The organism is Luteimonas aquatica (assembly GCF_022662575.1).
Taxonomy (GTDB): Bacteria; Pseudomonadota; Gammaproteobacteria; order Xanthomonadales; family Xanthomonadaceae; genus Luteimonas; species Luteimonas aquatica.
The window spans coordinates 289,599-308,222 of the sequence record NZ_JALBFU010000003.1; the positions used below are offsets into that span (position 1 = coordinate 289,599).

Consider the following 18,624-nt stretch of genomic DNA (forward strand, 5'->3'; position numbering starts at 1 on the left):
AGATATGCTTCAATCGCGATAAAGCGATATAGCTGCACGGGCCGGGGGATTCCGCGCGCGGACAGGCGCAGGACGCGTCGTCCACGCCGACACCGGTCCCGAGTGAAATCCACGAATCCTGCGCCGAGTCCCGATGGCTTCTCTCTCCTTCGAGTTCTATCCCCCGAAAACCGACGAGCAACGCGAGCAGCTCGACCGCACCGCCAGGAAGCTCAAGGCGCACGGACCAGACTACGTCTCCTGCACGTTCGGCGCCGGCGGCTCCACGCTCGATTACACGCCGGAAACCATCGAACGCCTGCACCAAGTGCACCGGCTCGATGCCGCTCCGCACATTTCCTGCATCGGCGGCACCCGCGCCGAGCTCGGCGCCCTGCTCGCGCGCTACAAGACGATGGGCTGCCGGCGCATCGTCGCCCTGCGCGGCGACCTGCCCTCGGGCATGGCGCGCACCGGCGATTTCCGCTACGCCACCGACCTGGTGGAATTCATCCGCCGCGAACACGACGGCTTCTTCCACATCGAAGTCGGCTGCTACCCGGAAACGCATCCACAGGCCGAGCACGCACTGGCCGACCTGAAGCATTTCAAGGCCAAGGTCGACGCCGGCGCCGACGGCGCGATCACCCAGTACTTCTACAACGCCGACGCCTATTTCCGCTTCGTCGAGGACGCGCGCAGGCTGGGCGTGGGCATTCCGATCGTGCCCGGGATCATGCCGATCTCCAACTTCAGCCAGCTGCGGCGCTTCTCCGAGGCCTGCGGCGCCGAGATTCCGCGCTGGATCGGCAAGCGCATGCAGGCCTACGGCGACGACATCGATAGCATCCGCGAATTCGCCGCCGACTTCGTCGCCGCGCTGTGCCGGCGACTGGTCGAGGGCGGCGCGCCGGCGCTGCATTTCTACACGCTCAACCTGGCCAAGCCGACGCAAGCGGTGCTGGCGCGCCTGTCCTGAATCCGGATGCGCGGGACGTGCCGCCTGCACTTCCCGCAGGCGACGCGCGACGCTAGGCTGCGCCGATGCCGCCGCTCCGCCTCGCCTGCCTCCTGCTGCCGCCGCTGGCCTTCGCCTGCTGGTCCGGGCCGGCCGATGCGCAGATCAAGCGCTGCACGGGACCGGACGGAAAATCGATCTTCACCGACCGCAACTGCGGCGACGTCGGCGCCACCGATGCCCTGCCGCGCCCCGCGACCGGTTCGCCGCAGGTCGGCGGCAAGCCCTACGCGCGCGGCTGCTCGCGCAACGTGCGCGATCTGGTCTACGAACTCACCGCGGCCATCGACAGCCGCGACACCAACCGGTTGGCCGGGCTCTACAGCTGGTCGGGCATGTCGAACAACGGCGGCTATGCCGTGCTCTCGCGGCTGGACGCGATCGCCAACCGGCCGCTGATCGACATCAGTCCGGTGCTGCCCGCGCCGCAGCTCAGCGTCGACGCCGGCGGCGCGGTGACGCTCAGCGGCGACGTCGACGCCAGTGAATATCCCGGGGCGCAGCTGCGGCGCGCCCCCGTCGCGCTGCGCGTCGACCAGGGCACCGGCGGCGGCACGCAGCGCACCGTGTTCGGCCTGCGCAAGTACATGGGCTGCTGGTGGCTGACGCTGTAGCCGCCGCCACAATTCCCCGGTATTCGGCGACCTGAGGCGCGCCAAGCGGCCGGCGCAGGAGCGGCGTGAAGCCCGAGCACCGCCGCCGATGCCGGCCGCGGACGGCGAACCCTGTAAACTGGGCGCTTTCCCGGCGAACGAACCGACATGGCGACGCAATACCCCGAATGGATCTGGCACAACGGCGCCGTCAAGCACTGGGCCGAGGCCACCACCCACGTGATGGCGCACGTCGTCCATTACGGCTCCTCCGTGTTCGAGGGCATCCGCTGCTACGACACCGCCGACGGCCCGGCGATCTTCCGCCTGACCGACCACAACCGGCGCCTGTTCGCCTCGGCGAAGATCTACGACATGGCGATCCCCTATTCGCTGGAGCAGATCAACCAGGCCTGCCGCGAGGTGATCGCCGCCAACGGCAACAGCACCGACTACCTGCGCCCGGTCGCCTACCGCGGCCTGGGCGGTTTCGGGCTCTCGGCCGACACGCCCATCGACGTCGCCGTGGCGACCTGGAAGATGGGCCAGTACCTGGGGGCGGGCGTGGTCGCGCAGGGCATCGACGCCTGCGTCTCCAGCTGGCAGCGCTTCGCGCCGAACACCCTGCCGGCCGGCGCCAAGGCCGGCGGCAACTATCTCTCCGGACAGCTGGTCGCGCGCGAGGCGCGCCGGCTCGGCTTCGGCGAGGGCATCGCGCTGGCTTCCACCGGCCTGCTCAGCGAGGGCGCGGGCGAGAACCTGTTCCTGGTGTTCGACGGCGCCCTGCACACCACGCCGGTGAGCGCCGCGCTGCTCAACGGCATCACCCGCAACACCATCATCACCCTGGCGCGCGATGCCGGGATCGAGGTGGTGGAGCGCGACCTGCCGCGCGAATACCTCTACCTGTGCGACGAGCTGTTCATGTGCGGCACCGCCGCGGAAATCACCCCGATCCGCTCGGTCGACGGCCGCCAGGTCGGTGCCGGCAAGCCGGGGCCGGTCACGCAGCGCCTGCAGGCGCTGTTCTTCGGCCTGTTCGACGGCAGCACGCCGGACAAGTACGGCTGGCTTGAGCCGGTTTGACGCCGGACTCCGAGTACTGCAACGGCAACCGCGACACGTGCCGGCCTGGCCGGCGCCGAGCGCTTGCCCGCGCCCGGCGGCAGGATGTCGCCACTGCCGGCGTGCCTCCGGCATCGCTTCGGGCCCGGCTCAACCGTTCATGAAGGCGACTTCGTTGCGACAGGAGTATCCCATCCATGAAAAAGACGACGCTGCGCGCCATCGCCATCGCACTGACCCTGTGCGTGATGTCCGCTCCGGCCCTGGCCTTTAGCCGCCCCACCATCCCCTGCACCCCGGAACTGCAGGGCACCATCGTCGCCACGCCGACGTCATCCGGTTACGTCGAATGGGAATGCGGCAACGGCAGTTGGCATTTCTTCCTGCAGTGGGTCTGCGACCCTCGCGGGGGATGCATCCCGCTCTGATCGTCATCCGCCACAGGAGCCCGCGAGAGGCTCCTGTGGCTTCAATTGGTTTTGGCCTCGAGCGGCGCGAACGACAGCGTCGCGACGACGCCACGCTCCTCGCCCGGCACCACGCGCACGTTCCATCCGTACAGCGCGCACAGGCGGCGCACGATCGACAGGCCGATGCCCCCGCCCTGCGTATGCTCGGCATGGCTGCCGCGATAGCCGCGCTCGAACAGGCGCGCGGCGTCCTCCGCGCTCAGCCCGGGACCGGAATCGACCACGTCGACCGCGCGCGCGCGCAGGCGCACGATCACCTCACCCCGGGTGGTGTACTTGACCGCGTTGCCGATCAGGTTGCCCAGTGCGACGTTCACCGCCGCCTCCGGCGCGTCGATCACCAGCCCGCGCTCGCCCTCGATGCGCAGCTCCAGCGCCTTGCCGCCGAGCTGGCTGCGGTGGGCATCGAGCAGCTGTTCCGCGACCCTGGCGACGTCGGTGGCGCCGTGGCCGCGCTCGTTGCGCGAGAGCAGCAGCAATGCGCTGATCAGGTCGGTGCACTGCTGCTCGGCGCGCTGGATGCGCTGCAGGCGGGTGCGCGCCTTCTCGTCCAGGTCGGGCTTGGACAGCAGCAGCTCGACCGCGCCCTTCACCACCGCCAGCGGCGTGCGCAGCTCGTGGCTGACGTCGGCGTTGAACTCGCGGTCGCGCTTGACCACCTCGGTCAGGCGCGAGGCGTAGTCGTCCAGCGCCGAGGCGAGCTGGCCGACCTCGTCGTCGGGGAAGTGCGCCGCCAGGTTCTGCGGCTCGGCGTTCTCGCCGGAGGTCTGCAGCCGCCGCGCCAGTTCCGACACCGGCCGCATCACCCGCGAAGCCGACCACCAGCCGATCACCAGCGACAGCAGGGTGAAGGTGATCACCGATCCGTACAGGGCGCGGTTGAACTGCTCCTGCCCCCGGCTGGCCTGGGTCATGTCGTAGGCCAGGAAGAACCATTCGTTCGGCGTCTTGCGCACCGCCAGCTTGTAGGAGAACGCGTGCCCGCTCTCGTCGGTGCCGCCGAGGTTGTGGATGCCGTCGCCGAGCTCGTACCAGTCCGGCTGGTCGGCGCGCAGCGCCTCGAAGCGGTCGCGCTTGACCACGCGCGCCAGCATCTGCTGCACCGGCAGATCGGGGCTCTGGTTGGGATCGACGTAGTAGCGGCGCGCGTACTCGTCGATGTTCTTGTTCATCACGTCCTCGACCAGCGCATTCTCGACGCGGTTGCGCGTCCAGTTGGTGGCGAAGGCGAACAGCGCCGTCAGGCCGAAGCCCAGCAGCACGAACGAAAGGATGATGCGGCTTCTCAGCCGCCGGCGGTAACGGATTTTGCGCCGGCGCGTCCTGCCGTCAGGCGTTCGCATCGGGCGCGGCGATGCGGTATCCGATGCCATGGCGCGTCTGGATCAGCGGGGTGCCGAAGGGCTTGTCGACCACGGCGCGCAGGCCGTGGATGTGCACGCGCAGCGAATCCGAGTCCGGCAGCTCCTCGCCCCAGACGCGGGTCTCCAGCTCCTGGCGCGTGACCACGGCCGGGGAGGCCTCCATCAGCGCCTGCAGGATCTTCAGCGCGGTCGGGTTGAGCTGCAGCAGCTTGCCCTCGCGGCGCACTTCCAGGGTGTCGAGGTTGTATTCGAGGTCGCCGACCTCGAGCACGCGGGTCTGCACGCCGCGCCCGCGGCGCGCCAGGGCGTTCAGGCGCACCTCCACTTCCTGCAGGGCGAAGGGCTTGATCAGGTAGTCGTCGGCGCCGGAGTCGAAGCCGGCCAGCTTGTTGTCCAGGCTGTCGCGCGCGGTGAGCATCAGCACCGGGGTCTGCTTGCGCGCCTCGTTGCGCAGCTTGCGGCAGACTTCCAGGCCGTCGATGCCCGGCAGGTTGAGATCGAGCACCACCGCGTCGAAGTCGTGGACCACGGCCAGATGCAGGCCGGTGACGCCGTCGGCGGCGAAATCGACCGTGTGGCCGCGGTCTTCGAGATAGTCGCCGAGGTTGGCGGCGATGTCCTGGTTGTCTTCGATTACGAGGATGCGCATCAATCGGTTGTCCTATGGGGTCAAGGTCAGACCCGGGTCGCGGGCCGCGGTTCCCCTGGGGGCAGTCGGGGATTCTGGCATACCCGGCAGCGCCCCCGCTCGCCACCCGCGGCGCCGGCCCGGCGCGCAACGCGGACAAACAAAAAGCCCAAGCGAGGTGATCGCCTGGGCGAAAAAATAAGGACTGCCCCGATTACCGTAATCCGCCGACCTGACTGGAAACGACCTGGAGAGAGCGGAGAAATTCCGGTGCCTGCACCTTACGGACCGGGCGGTTAGCGGGCTGTTAAACCCGCTCGCGACTTTCGGCTGTTTTATCGCCGCGGCCGTGGATGCCGCCTGAAAACACATGTAACTATTTGTTTCGAATGAGTCTATCGGAACGCGGAGACTAGCCGAGCTTGCGGCGGCGGCCCTGCCGCAGCGGCTGGGCCTGCCCGGCGACGTGGTCGATGATGTGCCCGGCGATATCCACGCCGGTGCTCTGCTCGATGCCTTCCAGGCCGGGTGAGGCATTGACCTCCAGCACCAGCGGGCCGCGCTGGGACTGGATCAGGTCGACCCCGGCCACGCCCAGGCCCAGCACCTGCGCCGCGCGCACCGCCACCGCCTGCTGCGCCGCGGTCGCCAGCGCCGCCGTGCCGCTGCCGCCGCGGTGCAGGTTGGAGCGGAAGTCGCCCGCCGGCGCCTGCCGCCGCATCGCCGCGACCACGCGGCCGCCGACCACGAAGCAGCGCAGGTCCGCGCCGGCCGCCTCCTCGATGAACTCCTGCACCAGGAAGTTGGCGTACAGGCCGCGCAGGGTCTCGATGACGCTGCGCGAGGCCGAGAGCTTCTCGGTCAGCATCACCCCCGATCCCTGCGAGCCCTCGTTGAGCTTGATCACGTGCGGCGGCGCGCCGAGCATCGACAGCAGGTCGGCGGTGTCGTCGGGGTTGTCGCCGAACACCGTCGCCGGCAGGTCGATGCCCTGGGCCGCCAGCAGCTGGTGGCACTGCAGCTTGTCGCGGGCGCGCGCGATCGCCACCGAGGGGTTGGGCGTGTAGGTGCCCATCAGCTCGAACTGGCGCAGCACCGCGCTGCCGTAACGGGTGACCGAGGCGCCGATGCGCGGGATCACCGCGTTGTAGTCGGCGATCGGCTTGCCCTTGTAGTGCATGTCGAAGCCGCGGGCGCTGATGCGCATGTAGCAGCGCAGCGGGTCGAGCACGCGCACGCTGTGGTGGCGCTCGCGGGCGGCCTCGACCAGGCGCCGGGTCGAATACAACGAGCTGTTGCGCGAAAGGATGGCAAGTTTCATGCGCTGAAGGGAATGGGGTTGGGGGGCCGGAGTCCGGCGGGGCGGCGTTGCGGTCAGCGTCTTTGCGGGAAGGGCAGCACGACGGCGGATTCCTTGCCGCTTTCGGCCTCGCGCCGGCCTGCCCTGCCGTGGATCGAGGACTGTGCGGGATCGACCATGAACGCCCCCGCCATGGCGCTGCGTCCGAGCAGCATCGGAAACAGCATGCCGCGGCGATCGGTCAGATTGATTTCAATTTCGCGCTCGATCCCGGCCAGCCGCAGCGGGGTGCGCAGGAAGGCGCGCCGGGTGCGGTGGCCGCCGGAATCGACCACGTCGCGCTCGTCCAGGAGCGGCGCGGCCGCCTCGATCACGCGCTGGCGCGACTTCCACGGGGTGATCCTGAATCCCACCCACGGCGCCCCGCCCTCGGTGAAGCGCCACTGTGCGTCCACGTGCAGCGCCGAGCTGCGCGCGCCGCTGTCGATCTTGGCGCGCAGCCGGGTGATGCCCAGCGCAGGCAGCGCCACCCATTCCCGCCAACCGAGCACGATCATCGCTGCACCTTCGTCACCTTGCGCCTGCGCCAGTGTGCGCAGCCCCCCCGAACGAATCCGTTATTCCCTCCGGCGCCGCGAACAACCGCCGGAAAATCAAACGCATAGCCCGTCTCCCATCGGCCACGACGAAAACGGCGGCATGTCCGTTGGGACATGCCGCCGTCGGAATCCGGAGCGGGCGATGGGAATCGAATCTCCACCAGCTTCTTTTCAATCAACAAGTTAAACATCGATCAGGCCCCGGCCGAGAACCCTCGCGGGGAGTCGGCCTGCGGGCGCCGCGGCGCATCTTACCAGGGCCCTCCGCGGCCGGCTGCGGGGATCGGCCGCAAGGAAACGATCCCCGCTGCGCTCCGCCAGGGCGGCAGTTCCGATGTCCGATCTGCGTCCCGGTCGCAAGCCGATGGAAGACGGGCCCCGCCCGCCTGAAGCGACCGATGGATCGGTTCCGTTCGGTCGACCCACGGCGATCGCGGCGCTTGGGTACGCGCCGTGTGAGGCCGGTCCTGAAACCAGCCGCCCCTGCCGCCGACGCCACGCTTAGTCGCCTTAAGCAGGCAAGAGCATCTTTACAGAATCCCTGCACGCGCGGTCAGCCGCGCAGGCACTTGCGTCATGATGCCTATACACGAGGGATAGGGAACGTCGCCATGCTGGAGATGCGTGGGCTCACCAAGGTCTACCGCACGGAGCAGATCGAGACCCATGCCTTGCGTTCGCTCGACCTGCACGTGAAGGAAGGCGAGTTCGTCGCGGTGACCGGCCCGTCCGGCTCGGGCAAGACCACCTTTCTCAGCATCGCGGGGCTGCTCGAGACATTCAGCGGCGGCGACTATCTGCTCGATGGCGAGGACGTCGGTCGCCTGCCCGACGCCGCCAGGAGCCGGCTGCGCAACCGCAAGATCGGCTTCATCTTCCAAAGCTTCAACCTGCTTCCCGACCTCACGGTGGCCGACAACGTCGACGTGCCCCTGCGCTATCGCGGCGTGCCGGCGCGCGAACGCAAGGAACGCGTGGAGGAGATGCTGCAGCAGGTCGGGCTCGGTTCGCGGCAGCGGCATTTCCCGAACCAGCTCTCCGGCGGCCAGCAACAGCGCGTGGCGCTCGCCCGCGCGCTCGCCGGACGCCCGCATCTGTTGCTGGCCGACGAGCCCACCGGCAATCTCGATACGCAGATGGCGCATGCAGTCATGGAGCTGCTGGAAGAGGTGAACGCCCGCGGCACCACGCTGATCCTGGTGACCCACGACGCCGCGTTGTCCGCGCGCGCGCACCGCACCGTGCATCTCGTCGACGGCATGGCGACCGACCTGTCCCGCATCCCGGCGGTTTCCGCGGACGCGCCTCGGTGAGCCTGTTCCGCTACTACTGCTATCTCGCCTTGCGCAGCTTCCGCAAGCACAAGTTCCTCACCTGCCTGGCGGTGCTCGCGATCGCGATCGGCGTGGGGGCCTGCGCGACCACCCTCACCGTGTTCCACGTGCTGTCCCGCGACCCGATCCCGGGCAAGAGCCATCTGCTGTTCCACCCGCAGCTCGATGCCGAGGGCATGGAGCGCTATCTCCCGGGCGCCGAACCGATCCGGCAGCTCACCGTCCAGGACGCCGAGGCGCTGCTGCGCGATCGCCGCGGTACCCGCCAGGCGATGATGACCAGCGGGCGCCTGACGGTCGAGCCCGAGGACCGCGAGCGCCTGCCCTTCTTCGCCGAAGCGCGCTACACCAGCGCCGACTTCTTCGCGCTGTTCGACGTTCCCTTCCGCTACGGCAGCGGCTGGAGCGCGGACGACGACGAGGCGCGGGCACGCGTGGCGGTGATTTCGCGGGAACTCGGCGAAAAGCTCTACGGCGGCAAGAGTGCGCTGGGACGCCGGATCCTGCTGCAGGGGAACGCGTTCCGCATCGTCGGCGTCCTCGGCGCCTGGCGCGCGACGCCGCAGTTCTACGACGTGCAGGTCCGCGATTTCGCCTACCAGGACCACGTGTTCCTGCCGTTCACCACGTTCATGGAGCTCTCGCTTCCGCGTACCGGTATCAGCAATTGCTGGCCGCGCGGCGGGGGCGGCGAGACCGCGGAGCAGGATTGCGCGTGGGTGCAGTACTGGGTGCAGCTGGACAGTCCGGCCAAGGCCGACAGCTACCGCCAGTACCTGCGCGACTATTCGGAGCAGCAGCGGCGCGCCGGCCGTTTCGAGCGGCCGACCAATGTCCGCCTGCGCGACGTGACCGAATGGCTCGACTACAACCGCATCGTGGGCAAGGACGTCAAGCTCCAGGCCTGGATGGCGGGGGGCCTGCTGCTGCTGTGCCTGGTCAACGCGGTCGGTCTGCTGCTGGCGAAATTCCTGCATCGCGGCCAGGAAATCGGCGTCCGTCGCGCCCTCGGCGCTTCGCAGGGCAACATCTTCTGGCAGTACATGGTCGAGTGCGCGGGGATCGGCCTGGCGGGCGTGCTGCCGGGCATTGCCCTCGCCTCCCTGGGGCTATGGATCGTGCGCCAGCTGCCGGGCGATTACGCCAAGCTGGCGCAACTGGATTGGACCACGCTCGCCGGCGCGCTGGCACTGGCGGTGATCGCCAGCCTCGCCGCCGGCCTGCTGCCGGCCTGGCGCGCCAGCCGCATGCGCTATGGGCTGGGCTGAGCGAAGCGGCCACCGCGCCGCGCCATCGCCCCGGCCGGACGCGCCCTTGGCGCGGCGGTGCCGCGATGCCCGCCGCGGGCGCGCCGCGCGGCCGCGATTCGCAATCACGCCGTCGGGCGTATGGGGAGCGAGATGTTCCTGAAACAAACGCTGTCGACCATCCTCAGGCACAGGGCCGCCTCGCTCATCATCGTGCTGGACATCGCCATCACCTGCGCGATCCTGTGCAACACGATCTTCTATCTGAAGACGCAGCTGCAGCTGATCACCATCCCGAGCGGCCTGGCCGAGAGCGAAATCGTGCGCCTGACGCCGCAGAACATCGGCAAGGTCGCCGACCCGGACGCGCTCGCCAGGGCGGACCTGGCCAGATTGCGCGAAATCCCCGGCGTGAAGTCGGTCTCGACGGCCAATTTCGTTCCGCTCGGGCAGGTGGACAACGCCGTGGGCATCCGCTTGCGGCCGGACCAGCGCGAGGCCAGCGCGCAGGCGACGGCGTACATCGGCGATGCCCGCCTCCTCGATACGTTCGGCCTCACCCTGGTCGCGGGCCGGGGCTTCGGCGAGAGCGACGTCGTGCAGTGGCCGGCCGATGCCGCGCAGCCCCCGCCCGCGCCGTCGGTCATCATCAGCCGGAAGCTGGCCGAACGGCTGTTCGAGGGCGGCGACGCGCTCGGCAAGACCCTCTACGTGCAAGACGAGAATCCCGCGCGCGTGATCGGCCTCGTCGCCCATCTCAAGCGCGGCTATGCGCTCGGTCCTTCCGACGAGCTCGACGACGCGGTGATCCTGCCGATCAATGCCGCCTACAGCAGGATGTACGGCAGCTACGTGCTGCGGACGGATCCGGCGCGGCGCGGCGAAGTGCTCGATGCCGCGGCCGCCGCGTTGCGGCAGGAGTACCGCGAACGCGTGTTCTCCAACATGGACACGTACGAGGACGTGCGGGCGAACTACTTCGAGAAGGACCAGGCGATGATCCTGCTGCTGCTCTCGATCTGCGGCGCGCTGCTGTTGATCGCCCTGTCCGGCATCGCCGGCATCGCCAGCTTCTGGGTGCGCCAGCGCGTGCGCCAGATCGGCATCCGCCGCGCGCTCGGCGCCACCCGCGGGCAGATCCTCTGGCAGTTCCAGCTCGAGAACCTGCTGCTGAGCGGCGCGGGCGTACTGCTGGGCATGCTCGCCGCCTACGGCGTCAGCGACCTGCTGGTGCGCTTCAACGAACTGCCGAAACTGCCGGCCTTCTATCTGCCGCTGGGAGGCCTGCTGCTGCTCGTGCTCGGGCAGATGGCGGTGCTGGTCCCGGCCTTGCGCGCAGCGCGCGTGCCGCCGGCATTGGCGGCGCGCGCCTTGTAAGGCAAGCCGCCGCACCCGGCGAAGCGGGGCGCATCGAACCGGCCGAAGGCGCCTATGCCTGGCGGGCGGCCGGCCACGCGCTGCCGGCCACGGCGGAAGTGCCTTCGATCGAACGCATCGATCGCACCTCGCGCAGCGGATGGCCGTCCGCCGCGTGCGGATAGTAGACCGCCTTCCCGTCGAGCCGGAAGCGCTCGGCGGCCTCGTGCAGCTCGAATTCCTTGATCAGCTCGAAGATCAGGTCGAGGATGAACCCGTCGCTCATTTCCTCGCACAGCGCGATCGGCCGGGTGTTGTTCTCCATCAGTCCGCCGGCCACGGAGTCCTCCATGATCGCGGTGATCTGCAGGTAGGGGATGGCCCCCATGTCGGAGACGATCGGCTTCCAGTCCCGGTACAGCACCCTGTCCATCAATGCCCGGAACCTGTCCATGCAGCCCGCGTCGGAATAGGTGCCCGGGTGCCTTCTCGGGCACGTCTGGATGTGCTTGTGCATCATCGCGTCCAGCGAGCTTCTCAGGTCAATCGTTGACGGTGCCATCATTGCTCTCCAAGCCGTTCGTATCGTTCGGACAATCCGTTTTTTCCGTTCCTGATCTCCAGCGCCTTCGCCGCCAGCGGGGTTTTCGCCTTCTGCTGCGTCAAGGTTTCCACCAGCTCCACCAGCCCCTGGTTCCCGGGGTACTCGAGTTCGCGGAAACTCTTGAGCAGGCGTTTCTCGAGATCGTTCCTGGCATACAGGTGCAGCTCGATGTCCAGCGCCATGGCGCCCGGATCGTCCATGTCCGCGACGATCGCGCCGCGTCCGGTGGTCAGCCATTCGTAGCAGACGTTGCAGCAGATCGCGATCTGCGCCATGTGTTCGTTGGTCGGGCGCGGGCCATTGGCTTTTTCCCACTGCGCGACGGCGCTTCGCGCGACGCGCACCACCGCCGCAAGCTGGGTCTGCGACATTCCGCCGCGCCGGCGCGCCAGCCTGATCCTGTCCGAGGTCTCCATTTTCCCCCTGTGTCCTTTGTGTTTTTTGGCGATGCGAACAACTGCACGAGCCAGCGCTGTCCTGGCGGACATTCCATTCTGCGCAGGGAATATACCCGGATTGGAAACGCATGCGCATCCGCGAAAATAAAAATCCCGTATTCATAAAACAACGCGCGAACAACAAAATGCTCAGTTAATCTGAACTGGTCAGCGCCTCTTCGCACAGTCTGTACAGTTCCCCCTGCACCGAGCCACTTGTTGCGCATGCAGCATCCGCGGGCCGTATTCGATTCACAGAAATACGCGGGCCGAATATGGCCGATCCCCGCATCGCCGCTGCATTCCCCGATCGCCATCCGCGATATTTCGCTCAGAGAAAATGAGCGATAGCGGCGTTTCGGCGATTGCATGCGTGCGAGGAATCTGCCTTAAGGTATCCGCGCCGACTGATCGTCGGCAGGTTACGCACATCAATCTCGAATGGATTTCAAATCAAAGGAGAAATCGTCATGTCGAATGTACTGGCTCTTCAGCTGCTGCCCACGGAACAGTCCCCGATCGGCGGCGAGTGCACGTCCTACGTCAGCTGCCCGTCTTCCCAGAGCTCCGGGCGCATCGCCGAAAACGCGGAATGATTCCCGCGTGAGCCACGAACTTGGAATCATGGATTGATAGATGAGTTCCGTGTCTGCTTTTGACGGATGGGCGCCGGAGGGCGTCCATCTGTTTTGAGGAAGCGGCGACTTCCGGGCAGCGATCCATGAATGCGCAGCACCGATCCGGCATCGGCATCCATCGAAAGGAAAAATCCCCATGGAATTCGTAGATCACCCGCGCGTCGCGTATACGCTGTTTGATGGGCCGTATTTCGAGAATATCGACCGCTACGCGCCGGACCCCAAATACCGGGACGCCGTCAGGGCGGTGCTGCCGGAAGACTGGAAGGTGCAGCCGCGCGGATTCTGGACGCACTGCTATGCGCCGGACGCCGAGTTCATCGCGCACGGCTGGAAGATCCACGTTTCGAGCAGGACCGAGAACGCGATCGAAACGCTGAGACTGGTCGCGGCCGAAGCGGCGGCGCTGAGCGTCAACTTCAAGTTCTGCTCCGACCGCCGCATGCTCAGGCTCTCGCTCAACAAGAACGCCTCGCGCTCGCAGGCCGGTAAATTCATCGCCCTGTTCCCGCGCAGCCAAGCCGAGTTCGAGCAGCTGATCGAGCGCGTGCACGCCGTCACCCGGCATCTCGACGGGCCCTACGTGCTCACCGATCGGCCCTATCGCGACAGCGAGGTGGTCTACTACCGCTACGGCGAGCACCGCGGCGAGCCCCGCCTGAACCAGTACGGCCAGCGCGTGCGAGGCTATCGGCTGGACGACGGGAGCTGGCACGCCGACACCCGCGAACCGCGGTTCCGCCTGCCGCCGGGCGTGCAGGATCCTTTCAGCGCCGAACAGGAAGTACTGCCGCCCGGGGACGACGGCGTCCTGCTCAAGGGCAGGTACCGCATCAGGCAGGCGCTCAAGTTCAACGCGAACGGCGGCGTGTACCGCGGCGTGGACGAGACGACCGGCGCGCAAGTGGTCATCCGCGAGGAACGCGGCGCGCTCGGCGCCCTCGAACAGACCAGCACGGAGCATGGCGGAGGCTACTCGCTGCACAAGGAGGCGCGGATCCTGCAGCGCCTGGCCGGCACCGGCTGCGCGCCGGGGTTCGTCGACCTGTTCCAGGAATGGCGGCACTGGTTCCTGGTGCAGGAATACGTCGGCGCGCAGACGCTCTGGGGCGACGCGATCGGCTACTACCTGGGACGCGCGGGGCGCACCTCGGCCGAGGCCTTCGAGTCCTTGCGCGCCTCGGCGATCAAGCTCGCCACCAGCCTGCAGGCCGTGCATGCCGCCGGCGTGGTGCTGCGCGACCTGACCCGCACCAATGTGCTGGTGACCGCATCCGGCGACATCAAATTCATCGACTTCGAGTTCTCCCACGAGATCGACGACGCGGGACCTTGGATCCCCGGCGGAACGTCCGGATACGCGGCACCGGAGCAGATCGCCAACCAGGTGCCGTCCCCGCCGGACGACCACTATGCCCTGGGCGTACTCATTCTCGACATGCTGACCTTCAGCGCCTCGGGCTTCGACCTCAACCGCGAAGGCCTGTACGGGCGGCTCAGGCAGAACATCGAGGACCTGCACCTGCCCCGGGAGCTGACCGACATCGTCGTCGGCCTGACCGAGCACGATCCCGCCAAGCGCTGGGACCTGCAGCGGGCCATCACCGCCCTGGAAGCCATCGCGGCGCCGCCGGCGCGGCCGCTGTTCCACATCGGCTCGGACATTCCGGAGATCGCGCCGCCCAGCGCTTCGCTCAAGGCCGAGCTGGCGCGGATGGTCGAGCAGATCGGCGAGTATCTGGACGCCAGCGCCGACTTCGGCAGGAACGACCGGCTCTGGCCGGCCTCGACCGAGGTCTTCACCACCAACCCCGTCAATATCACGCACGGCGCCGCGGGGCCGGCGTTCTTCCAGTTGCAGGTCCGCGGCGCAGTCGATCCGGCGGTGCTGGACTGGATCGACGCCCGTGCGCGCGCGCGCGACTGCCCGCCGGGCCTCTATTCCGGCCTGGCGGGCGTGGCCCTGCTGATGTCGGCCGCCGGGCGCCCGGATCGCGCCGAAGCCCTGATCCGCGAGAGCAACGTGCCCGAAATGGTGTACGAGGCGCCCGGCCTCTATTACGGCGCGGCCGGCTGGGGGTTCGCCAACCTGCATCTGTGGCGCGACTCCGGCAAGGCACGGTATCTGGAGCAGGCGTGCGAGGTCGCGGACTGGCTGCTGCGGACCGGCACCGAATCCGACGCGGGCCTGCATTGGTCGATGCAGGGGATCGTGTCCCTGGGCCTGGGCGAAGGACAGGCCGGCATCGCCTTGTTCCTGACCTATCTCGCGGCCGCGACGGACGAGCCGCGCTATCTGCAGGCGGCGGTGCGCGCCCTGGATTTCGACCTCGCGCACGGCGACGAGTACGGCGGCCTGCTGCTGTGGCAACCCACGGTCGACGCCCGCCCGGGCGATCCCCGGTCGCCGCATACCTGGTACGGCTCCTCCGGCATCGGCTCGGCCTGCCTGCGCTGCCACGCCGCGACCGGCGAGAGCCGGTTCCTGGAAGCCGCGCAGCGCTGCGCGCTCAGCGTCGCCTCGCGCTTCACCAACAAGATCTGGCAGTTCGAAGGCGCCTCCGGCTTCGGCGAGTTCCTGCTCGACATCGCGCAGTTCACCGGCGACGAGCGCTACTCGCGGATCGCCTACTACCAGTCCGAAATACTCCTTCCGCACCGCATCGCAATGCCGAAGGGCGTGGCGTTCGCCGGCAGCGACCATTTCCGCATCTGCTGCGAATACAGCGAGGGCTCTTCCGGCATCGGCCTGTTCGTCGACCGCCTGCTGCACGGCAAGCAGCGCCTGCTGATGCTGGATGCGCTGCTGGCGCCCAAGGCGCGCGGGCTCGAGGAAGAAGGCGCACGCGCGGCGGCCCTCGCCTGACCGCCGGGTCATGACGCAACGACCGCCCCCGAAGCCCGCGGCAGACGGCATGGCGCGCCGCCTGCTGCGCATCGCCGCCTACGCGCGGCCGTATCGCTGGCGCATCGTGCTCGGGACGCTGTTGGTGCTGCTGGGCACCGCATCGATCCTCGCGTTTCCGCTGGCCGTCGCGGCGGTGGTCGATGCGGCATCGAACAAGGCCGACCTCGGCAAGCTGCACCTGCTCGCCGCCGGCATCCTGCTGCTGTTCGTGGTGCGCGCGGCGATCGCCGCGGTCGGCGGCTACCTGCTCGACGTGGTCGGCGAGCGCCTGGTGCTGGACCTGCGTCATGACCTGTTCGCGCACCTGATGCGGCTGGACCTGGACTTCTTCCATCGGGAGAAGGTCGGCGACCTGTCCTCGCGGCTGAGCACCGACACCGCCGCCATCCGCAACGCCGTCACCGAGACCACCGTCAGCGTGCTGAACCAGCTGTCGATGCTGGTCGGATCGGCGCTGATGATGGCGTTCCTCAACTGGCGGCTGACGCTGATCATCCTGCTGCTGGCGCCGACCACCACCGCGCTGTCCCGGCATTTCGGCCGGATCATGGAGGCCGCGTCCAAGCGCGTCCAGGAGCAGCGCGCGGCGGTCTCGTCGGTCGCGCAGGAATCGATCTCCGGCATCGCCGTGGTCAAGGTGCTGTCGCGCTCCGAGCACGAGATCGACCGCTACAGCGGCTCCCTCGCCCGCCTGCTCGCCAGCTCGCTCGGGTCGATCCGGATCAGCACCTGGTTCCGCACCCATCTCTATCTGCTCACCTCGCTGACCACGGTCGCCATCTTCTGGTACGGCGGCCTGCAGATCTACTCCGGACGCATCTCCGCCGGACAGCTGGTCGCCTTCCTGTTCTACGCCCAGAACATCAGCCAGGCCTTCGCCGCCTTCGCCCAGCTCTACAGCAACCTGAGCCAGGCGGCGGGCGCCTCGACGCGGGTCTTCGAACTGATGGCGCTGACGCCGTCGATCGAGACCAACGCCGACGCCGCGGAGCCGCCGCGCAGCGTCGGCCGCGTGCGCTTCGAGGACATCGGTTTCTGGCACGTCCCGGGCAGGCCGATCCTGGAGCGCTTCAACCTGGCGGTGACCAGCGGCGAGATCGTGATCCTGTCCGGCGAAAGCGGCTGCGGCAAGACCACCGCGGTGCAGCTGCTGCCGCGCCTGTTCGATCCCTGCGCGGGACGGATACTGGTCGATGGCCACGATATCCGCGAAGTGCCGCTGCGTTGGCTGCGCGAGCAGGTCGCCCTGGTCTCGCAGGACGCGTTCCTGTTCGGCGGCACGGTGCTGGAGAACATCCGCTACGGCCGGCTGGACGCCAGCGACGAGGAAGTCGAGCAGGCCGCGCGCGCGGCGTCGGCGCACGAGTTCATCGCGACGATGCCGCAGGGCTACGACAGCGAAGTCGGCGAGCGCGGCGTGCGGATCAGCGGCGGCCAGCGGCAGCGGCTGGCGCTGGCGCGGGCCTTCCTGCGCCGCGCGCCGATCCTGGTGCTGGACGAGGCCACCTCGGGCGTCGACAGCGCCACCGAGGAGAAGATCCACGAGACCGTCTACCGCTGGTGCAAGCGCGAAGGCATCACCGCCCTGATCGTCGCGCACCGCTCCGCCGCCCTGCGCCTGGCGGACCGCATCGTGGTGATGGAGCGAGGCGGGATCGTCCGGGAAGACATCCCGGACACTTCGTTCCCGTCCGACGCCTCTTCCTTCGGGCAGGTGCGCAACCACCCGGCCCGCCCTGCTGCGCGCAAGGAGTTCGCCGCCGCCGAAGCGATGCGCCTGGATAAGGCCGCGCCATAGCGCTCGGCCAGGGGCTGGCGTCCAGGTAGCCGTCGATCCCCGCAGCGGCCTCCGCCCCCGGGCGGCCTGCCAGGCGAACAATGCCGACGATCCCTGCCGGGCGTGGATAATGCCCGCTCCAACCGGAGCCGGCCGCATCCACATCGGGCAGAATCCGGTCGCTGCCGCGCCGGGCCGGTGAACGGATCGCGCCGCGGCGCGTGAATCCCCCAACCGTCGACAGGAAGCACGCGTGACCTCTCGCCCCGCCCCGATTTCCGCCGTACGGCAGACACTCGATACCGAGCCGCAATCCATCGACGCGCCACTGTCGATCGCCGCCGCGTTCCTCGTGCTGACCATCAAGGAAGACGAAGCCTCGCTGGCCACGGTGCGCTCGGTGCTGGGCGGCACGGACGATCTGATCAAGAACGTCGCGGTCCGCGACATCGGCCGGACGTTCACCTGCAACGTCGGCATCGCGCACCGGGCCTGGAGTCCGCTGACCGGCAAGCCCCTGCCGAAGGAGCTGGCTCCCTTCAGGGAAATCCAGGGCGCCAGGCACACCGCCGTCTCCACGCCCGGCGACCTGCTCTACCACATCCGCGCCGCATCGATGGACCTGATCGTCGAATTCGAGAGGATGCTGCTGGAGGCCTTCGGCGACGCGGTCGTGCCGGTGGACGACGTCGCCGGCTTCCGCTTCTTCGACGGCCGCGACCTGCTCGACTTCGTCGACGGCACCGCCAACCCGGACGGACTCGCCCTGCCCGACGCCACCCTCGTCGGCGACGAGGACCCGGACTACGCCGGCGGCAGCTATGTGGTGATCCAGAAGTACCTGCACGACATGGCCGCATGGCGCGCCCTGGCGCCGGAAGCGCAGGAGCGCATCATCGGGCGCACGAAGTACGACAACACCGAGCTGCCCGACGCGCCGGCGCCCGAACAGAAATCGCACAAGACCCTCTGCACGATCGCCGATGCGCAGGGCGAATACGACATCCTGCGCGACAACATGCCCTTCGCCAGCCCGGGCCGCGGCGAATACGGCACCTACTTCATCGGCTACTCGCGGCGCCTGTGGGTGATCGAGAAGATGCTCGAACGCATGTTCATCGGAGACCCGCCGCCGCTGCACGACCGGATCCTCGACTTCTCCAGGGCGATCACCGGCGTAGTGTTCTTCGCGCCCGCGCGCAAGTTCCTGGCCGGCCTTGGGGATTGATCCGGATCGCGCGATCGGCGCCGCGGCATATGTGGGCGCAACGCTTGTCCCGCATAGGAAGGGCCTTGTGTGATCGAGT

General features: G+C 68.3%; 16 protein-coding genes. 10 read left to right on the forward strand and 6 right to left on the reverse strand.

Translation table 11 applies throughout. The features are described from left to right. The first annotated feature begins 133 nt into the window (after window positions 1–133). The 4 genes from metF to MD221_RS10145 all read left to right on the forward strand — a co-directional run bounded on the left by metF (window position 134) and on the right by MD221_RS10145 (window position 3,083). Complete coding sequence (gene metF / locus MD221_RS10130) at window positions 134–958, forward strand: methylenetetrahydrofolate reductase [NAD(P)H] (protein WP_242111540.1); 825 nt, start codon at window positions 134–136, stop codon at window positions 956–958. A gap of 65 nt (window positions 959–1,023) precedes the next feature. After that, window positions 1,024–1,611: a hypothetical protein gene (locus MD221_RS10135; protein ID WP_242111541.1), complete on the forward strand. Its 588-nt coding sequence runs from the start codon at window positions 1,024–1,026 to the stop codon at window positions 1,609–1,611. 147 nt (window positions 1,612–1,758) lie between these two features. Beyond that, window positions 1,759–2,676 (forward strand): branched-chain amino acid transaminase, encoded by a 918-nt coding sequence (locus MD221_RS10140; RefSeq protein ID WP_242111542.1) that lies wholly within the window; start codon window positions 1,759–1,761, stop codon window positions 2,674–2,676. Between the two features lie 176 nt (window positions 2,677–2,852). Continuing rightward, a complete protein-coding gene (locus MD221_RS10145; RefSeq protein WP_242111543.1) occupies window positions 2,853–3,083 on the forward strand; it encodes a hypothetical protein in 231 nt (76 codons plus the stop codon). Window positions 3,084–3,124: 41 nt separating this feature from the next. Here the strand turns inward: MD221_RS10145 and MD221_RS10150 are convergent, their stop codons facing one another. From MD221_RS10150 to MD221_RS10165, 4 genes are all read right to left on the reverse strand, one after another. Then, a complete protein-coding gene (locus MD221_RS10150; RefSeq protein WP_242111544.1) occupies window positions 3,125–4,468 on the reverse strand; it encodes a sensor histidine kinase in 1,344 nt (447 codons plus the stop codon). Continuing rightward, window positions 4,455–5,138 (reverse strand): response regulator transcription factor, encoded by a 684-nt coding sequence (locus MD221_RS10155; protein WP_242111545.1) that lies wholly within the window; start codon window positions 5,136–5,138, stop codon window positions 4,455–4,457. Before MD221_RS10155 ends, MD221_RS10150 begins: the two co-directional genes overlap by 14 nt. A gap of 391 nt (window positions 5,139–5,529) precedes the next feature. Continuing rightward, window positions 5,530–6,438 carry a 30S ribosomal protein S6--L-glutamate ligase gene (gene rimK / locus MD221_RS10160; protein WP_242111546.1) on the reverse strand — a complete coding sequence of 303 codons (909 nt, stop codon included), beginning with the start codon at window positions 6,436–6,438 and terminating at the stop codon, window positions 5,530–5,532. A gap of 53 nt (window positions 6,439–6,491) precedes the next feature. Beyond that, complete coding sequence (locus MD221_RS10165) at window positions 6,492–6,974, reverse strand: ATP-dependent zinc protease family protein (RefSeq protein WP_242111547.1); 483 nt, start codon at window positions 6,972–6,974, stop codon at window positions 6,492–6,494. A gap of 653 nt (window positions 6,975–7,627) precedes the next feature. On the opposite strand from MD221_RS10165, the gene MD221_RS10170 reads away from it, so the two are divergent. The 3 genes from MD221_RS10170 (at window position 7,628) to MD221_RS10180 (ending at window position 10,974) form a co-directional block, all read left to right on the forward strand. After that, on the forward strand, window positions 7,628–8,329 hold the full coding sequence (locus tag MD221_RS10170; RefSeq protein ID WP_242111548.1) for an ABC transporter ATP-binding protein: 702 nt from the start codon (window positions 7,628–7,630) through the stop codon (window positions 8,327–8,329). A 2-nt stretch (window positions 8,330–8,331) separates the two neighbouring features. Further along, window positions 8,332–9,618, forward strand: a complete 1,287-nt coding sequence (locus MD221_RS10175) for an ABC transporter permease (protein WP_242111647.1) — start codon at window positions 8,332–8,334, stop codon at window positions 9,616–9,618. Between the two features lie 132 nt (window positions 9,619–9,750). After that, window positions 9,751–10,974, forward strand: coding sequence for an ABC transporter permease (locus MD221_RS10180; protein WP_242111549.1), 1,224 nt, complete (start codon window positions 9,751–9,753; stop codon window positions 10,972–10,974). A 52-nt stretch (window positions 10,975–11,026) separates the two neighbouring features. On the opposite strand, the gene MD221_RS10185 is transcribed toward MD221_RS10180, so the two are convergent. Together MD221_RS10185 and MD221_RS10190 are read right to left on the reverse strand one after the other, a co-directional pair. Continuing rightward, window positions 11,027–11,473: a hypothetical protein gene (locus MD221_RS10185; RefSeq protein ID WP_242111550.1), complete on the reverse strand. Its 447-nt coding sequence runs from the start codon at window positions 11,471–11,473 to the stop codon at window positions 11,027–11,029. Window positions 11,474–11,514: 41 nt separating this feature from the next. After that, window positions 11,515–12,045 carry a helix-turn-helix transcriptional regulator gene (locus tag MD221_RS10190; protein WP_242111551.1) on the reverse strand — a complete coding sequence of 177 codons (531 nt, stop codon included), beginning with the start codon at window positions 12,043–12,045 and terminating at the stop codon, window positions 11,515–11,517. Between the two features lie 723 nt (window positions 12,046–12,768). Between MD221_RS10190 and lanKC the strand changes: the two genes are divergently transcribed. From lanKC to MD221_RS10205, 3 genes are all read left to right on the forward strand, one after another. Beyond that, window positions 12,769–15,498, forward strand: coding sequence for a class III lanthionine synthetase LanKC (gene lanKC / locus MD221_RS10195; protein ID WP_242111553.1), 2,730 nt, complete (start codon window positions 12,769–12,771; stop codon window positions 15,496–15,498). A gap of 49 nt (window positions 15,499–15,547) precedes the next feature. Continuing rightward, window positions 15,548–17,338, forward strand: coding sequence for an ABC transporter ATP-binding protein (locus tag MD221_RS10200; RefSeq protein ID WP_242111555.1), 1,791 nt, complete (start codon window positions 15,548–15,550; stop codon window positions 17,336–17,338). 232 nt (window positions 17,339–17,570) lie between these two features. Next, window positions 17,571–18,545: a Dyp-type peroxidase gene (locus tag MD221_RS10205; protein ID WP_242111556.1), complete on the forward strand. Its 975-nt coding sequence runs from the start codon at window positions 17,571–17,573 to the stop codon at window positions 18,543–18,545. Window positions 18,546–18,624: the final 79 nt, after the last annotated feature.

Bases quoted from the DNA above. Each gene is read 5' to 3' on its own strand.
- metF (WP_242111540.1), top strand. From the start codon at position 134: ATGGCTTCTCTCTCCTTCGAGTTCTATCCCCCGAAAACCGACGAGCAA.
- MD221_RS10135 (WP_242111541.1), top strand. From the start codon at position 1,024: ATGCCGCCGCTCCGCCTCGCCTGCCTCCTGCTGCCGCCGCTGGCCTTC.
- MD221_RS10140 (WP_242111542.1), top strand. From the start codon at position 1,759: ATGGCGACGCAATACCCCGAATGGATCTGGCACAACGGCGCCGTCAAG.
- MD221_RS10145 (WP_242111543.1), top strand. From the start codon at position 2,853: ATGAAAAAGACGACGCTGCGCGCCATCGCCATCGCACTGACCCTGTGC.
- MD221_RS10150 (WP_242111544.1), bottom strand. From the start codon at position 4,468: ATGCGAACGCCTGACGGCAGGACGCGCCGGCGCAAAATCCGTTACCGC.
- MD221_RS10155 (WP_242111545.1), bottom strand. From the start codon at position 5,138: ATGCGCATCCTCGTAATCGAAGACAACCAGGACATCGCCGCCAACCTC.
- rimK (WP_242111546.1), bottom strand. From the start codon at position 6,438: ATGAAACTTGCCATCCTTTCGCGCAACAGCTCGTTGTATTCGACCCGG.
- MD221_RS10165 (WP_242111547.1), bottom strand. From the start codon at position 6,974: ATGATCGTGCTCGGTTGGCGGGAATGGGTGGCGCTGCCTGCGCTGGGC.
- MD221_RS10170 (WP_242111548.1), top strand. From the start codon at position 7,628: ATGCTGGAGATGCGTGGGCTCACCAAGGTCTACCGCACGGAGCAGATC.
- MD221_RS10180 (WP_242111549.1), top strand. From the start codon at position 9,751: ATGTTCCTGAAACAAACGCTGTCGACCATCCTCAGGCACAGGGCCGCC.
- MD221_RS10185 (WP_242111550.1), bottom strand. From the start codon at position 11,473: ATGATGCACAAGCACATCCAGACGTGCCCGAGAAGGCACCCGGGCACC.
- MD221_RS10190 (WP_242111551.1), bottom strand. From the start codon at position 12,045: ATGTCCGCCAGGACAGCGCTGGCTCGTGCAGTTGTTCGCATCGCCAAA.
- lanKC (WP_242111553.1), top strand. From the start codon at position 12,769: ATGGAATTCGTAGATCACCCGCGCGTCGCGTATACGCTGTTTGATGGG.
- MD221_RS10200 (WP_242111555.1), top strand. From the start codon at position 15,548: ATGGCGCGCCGCCTGCTGCGCATCGCCGCCTACGCGCGGCCGTATCGC.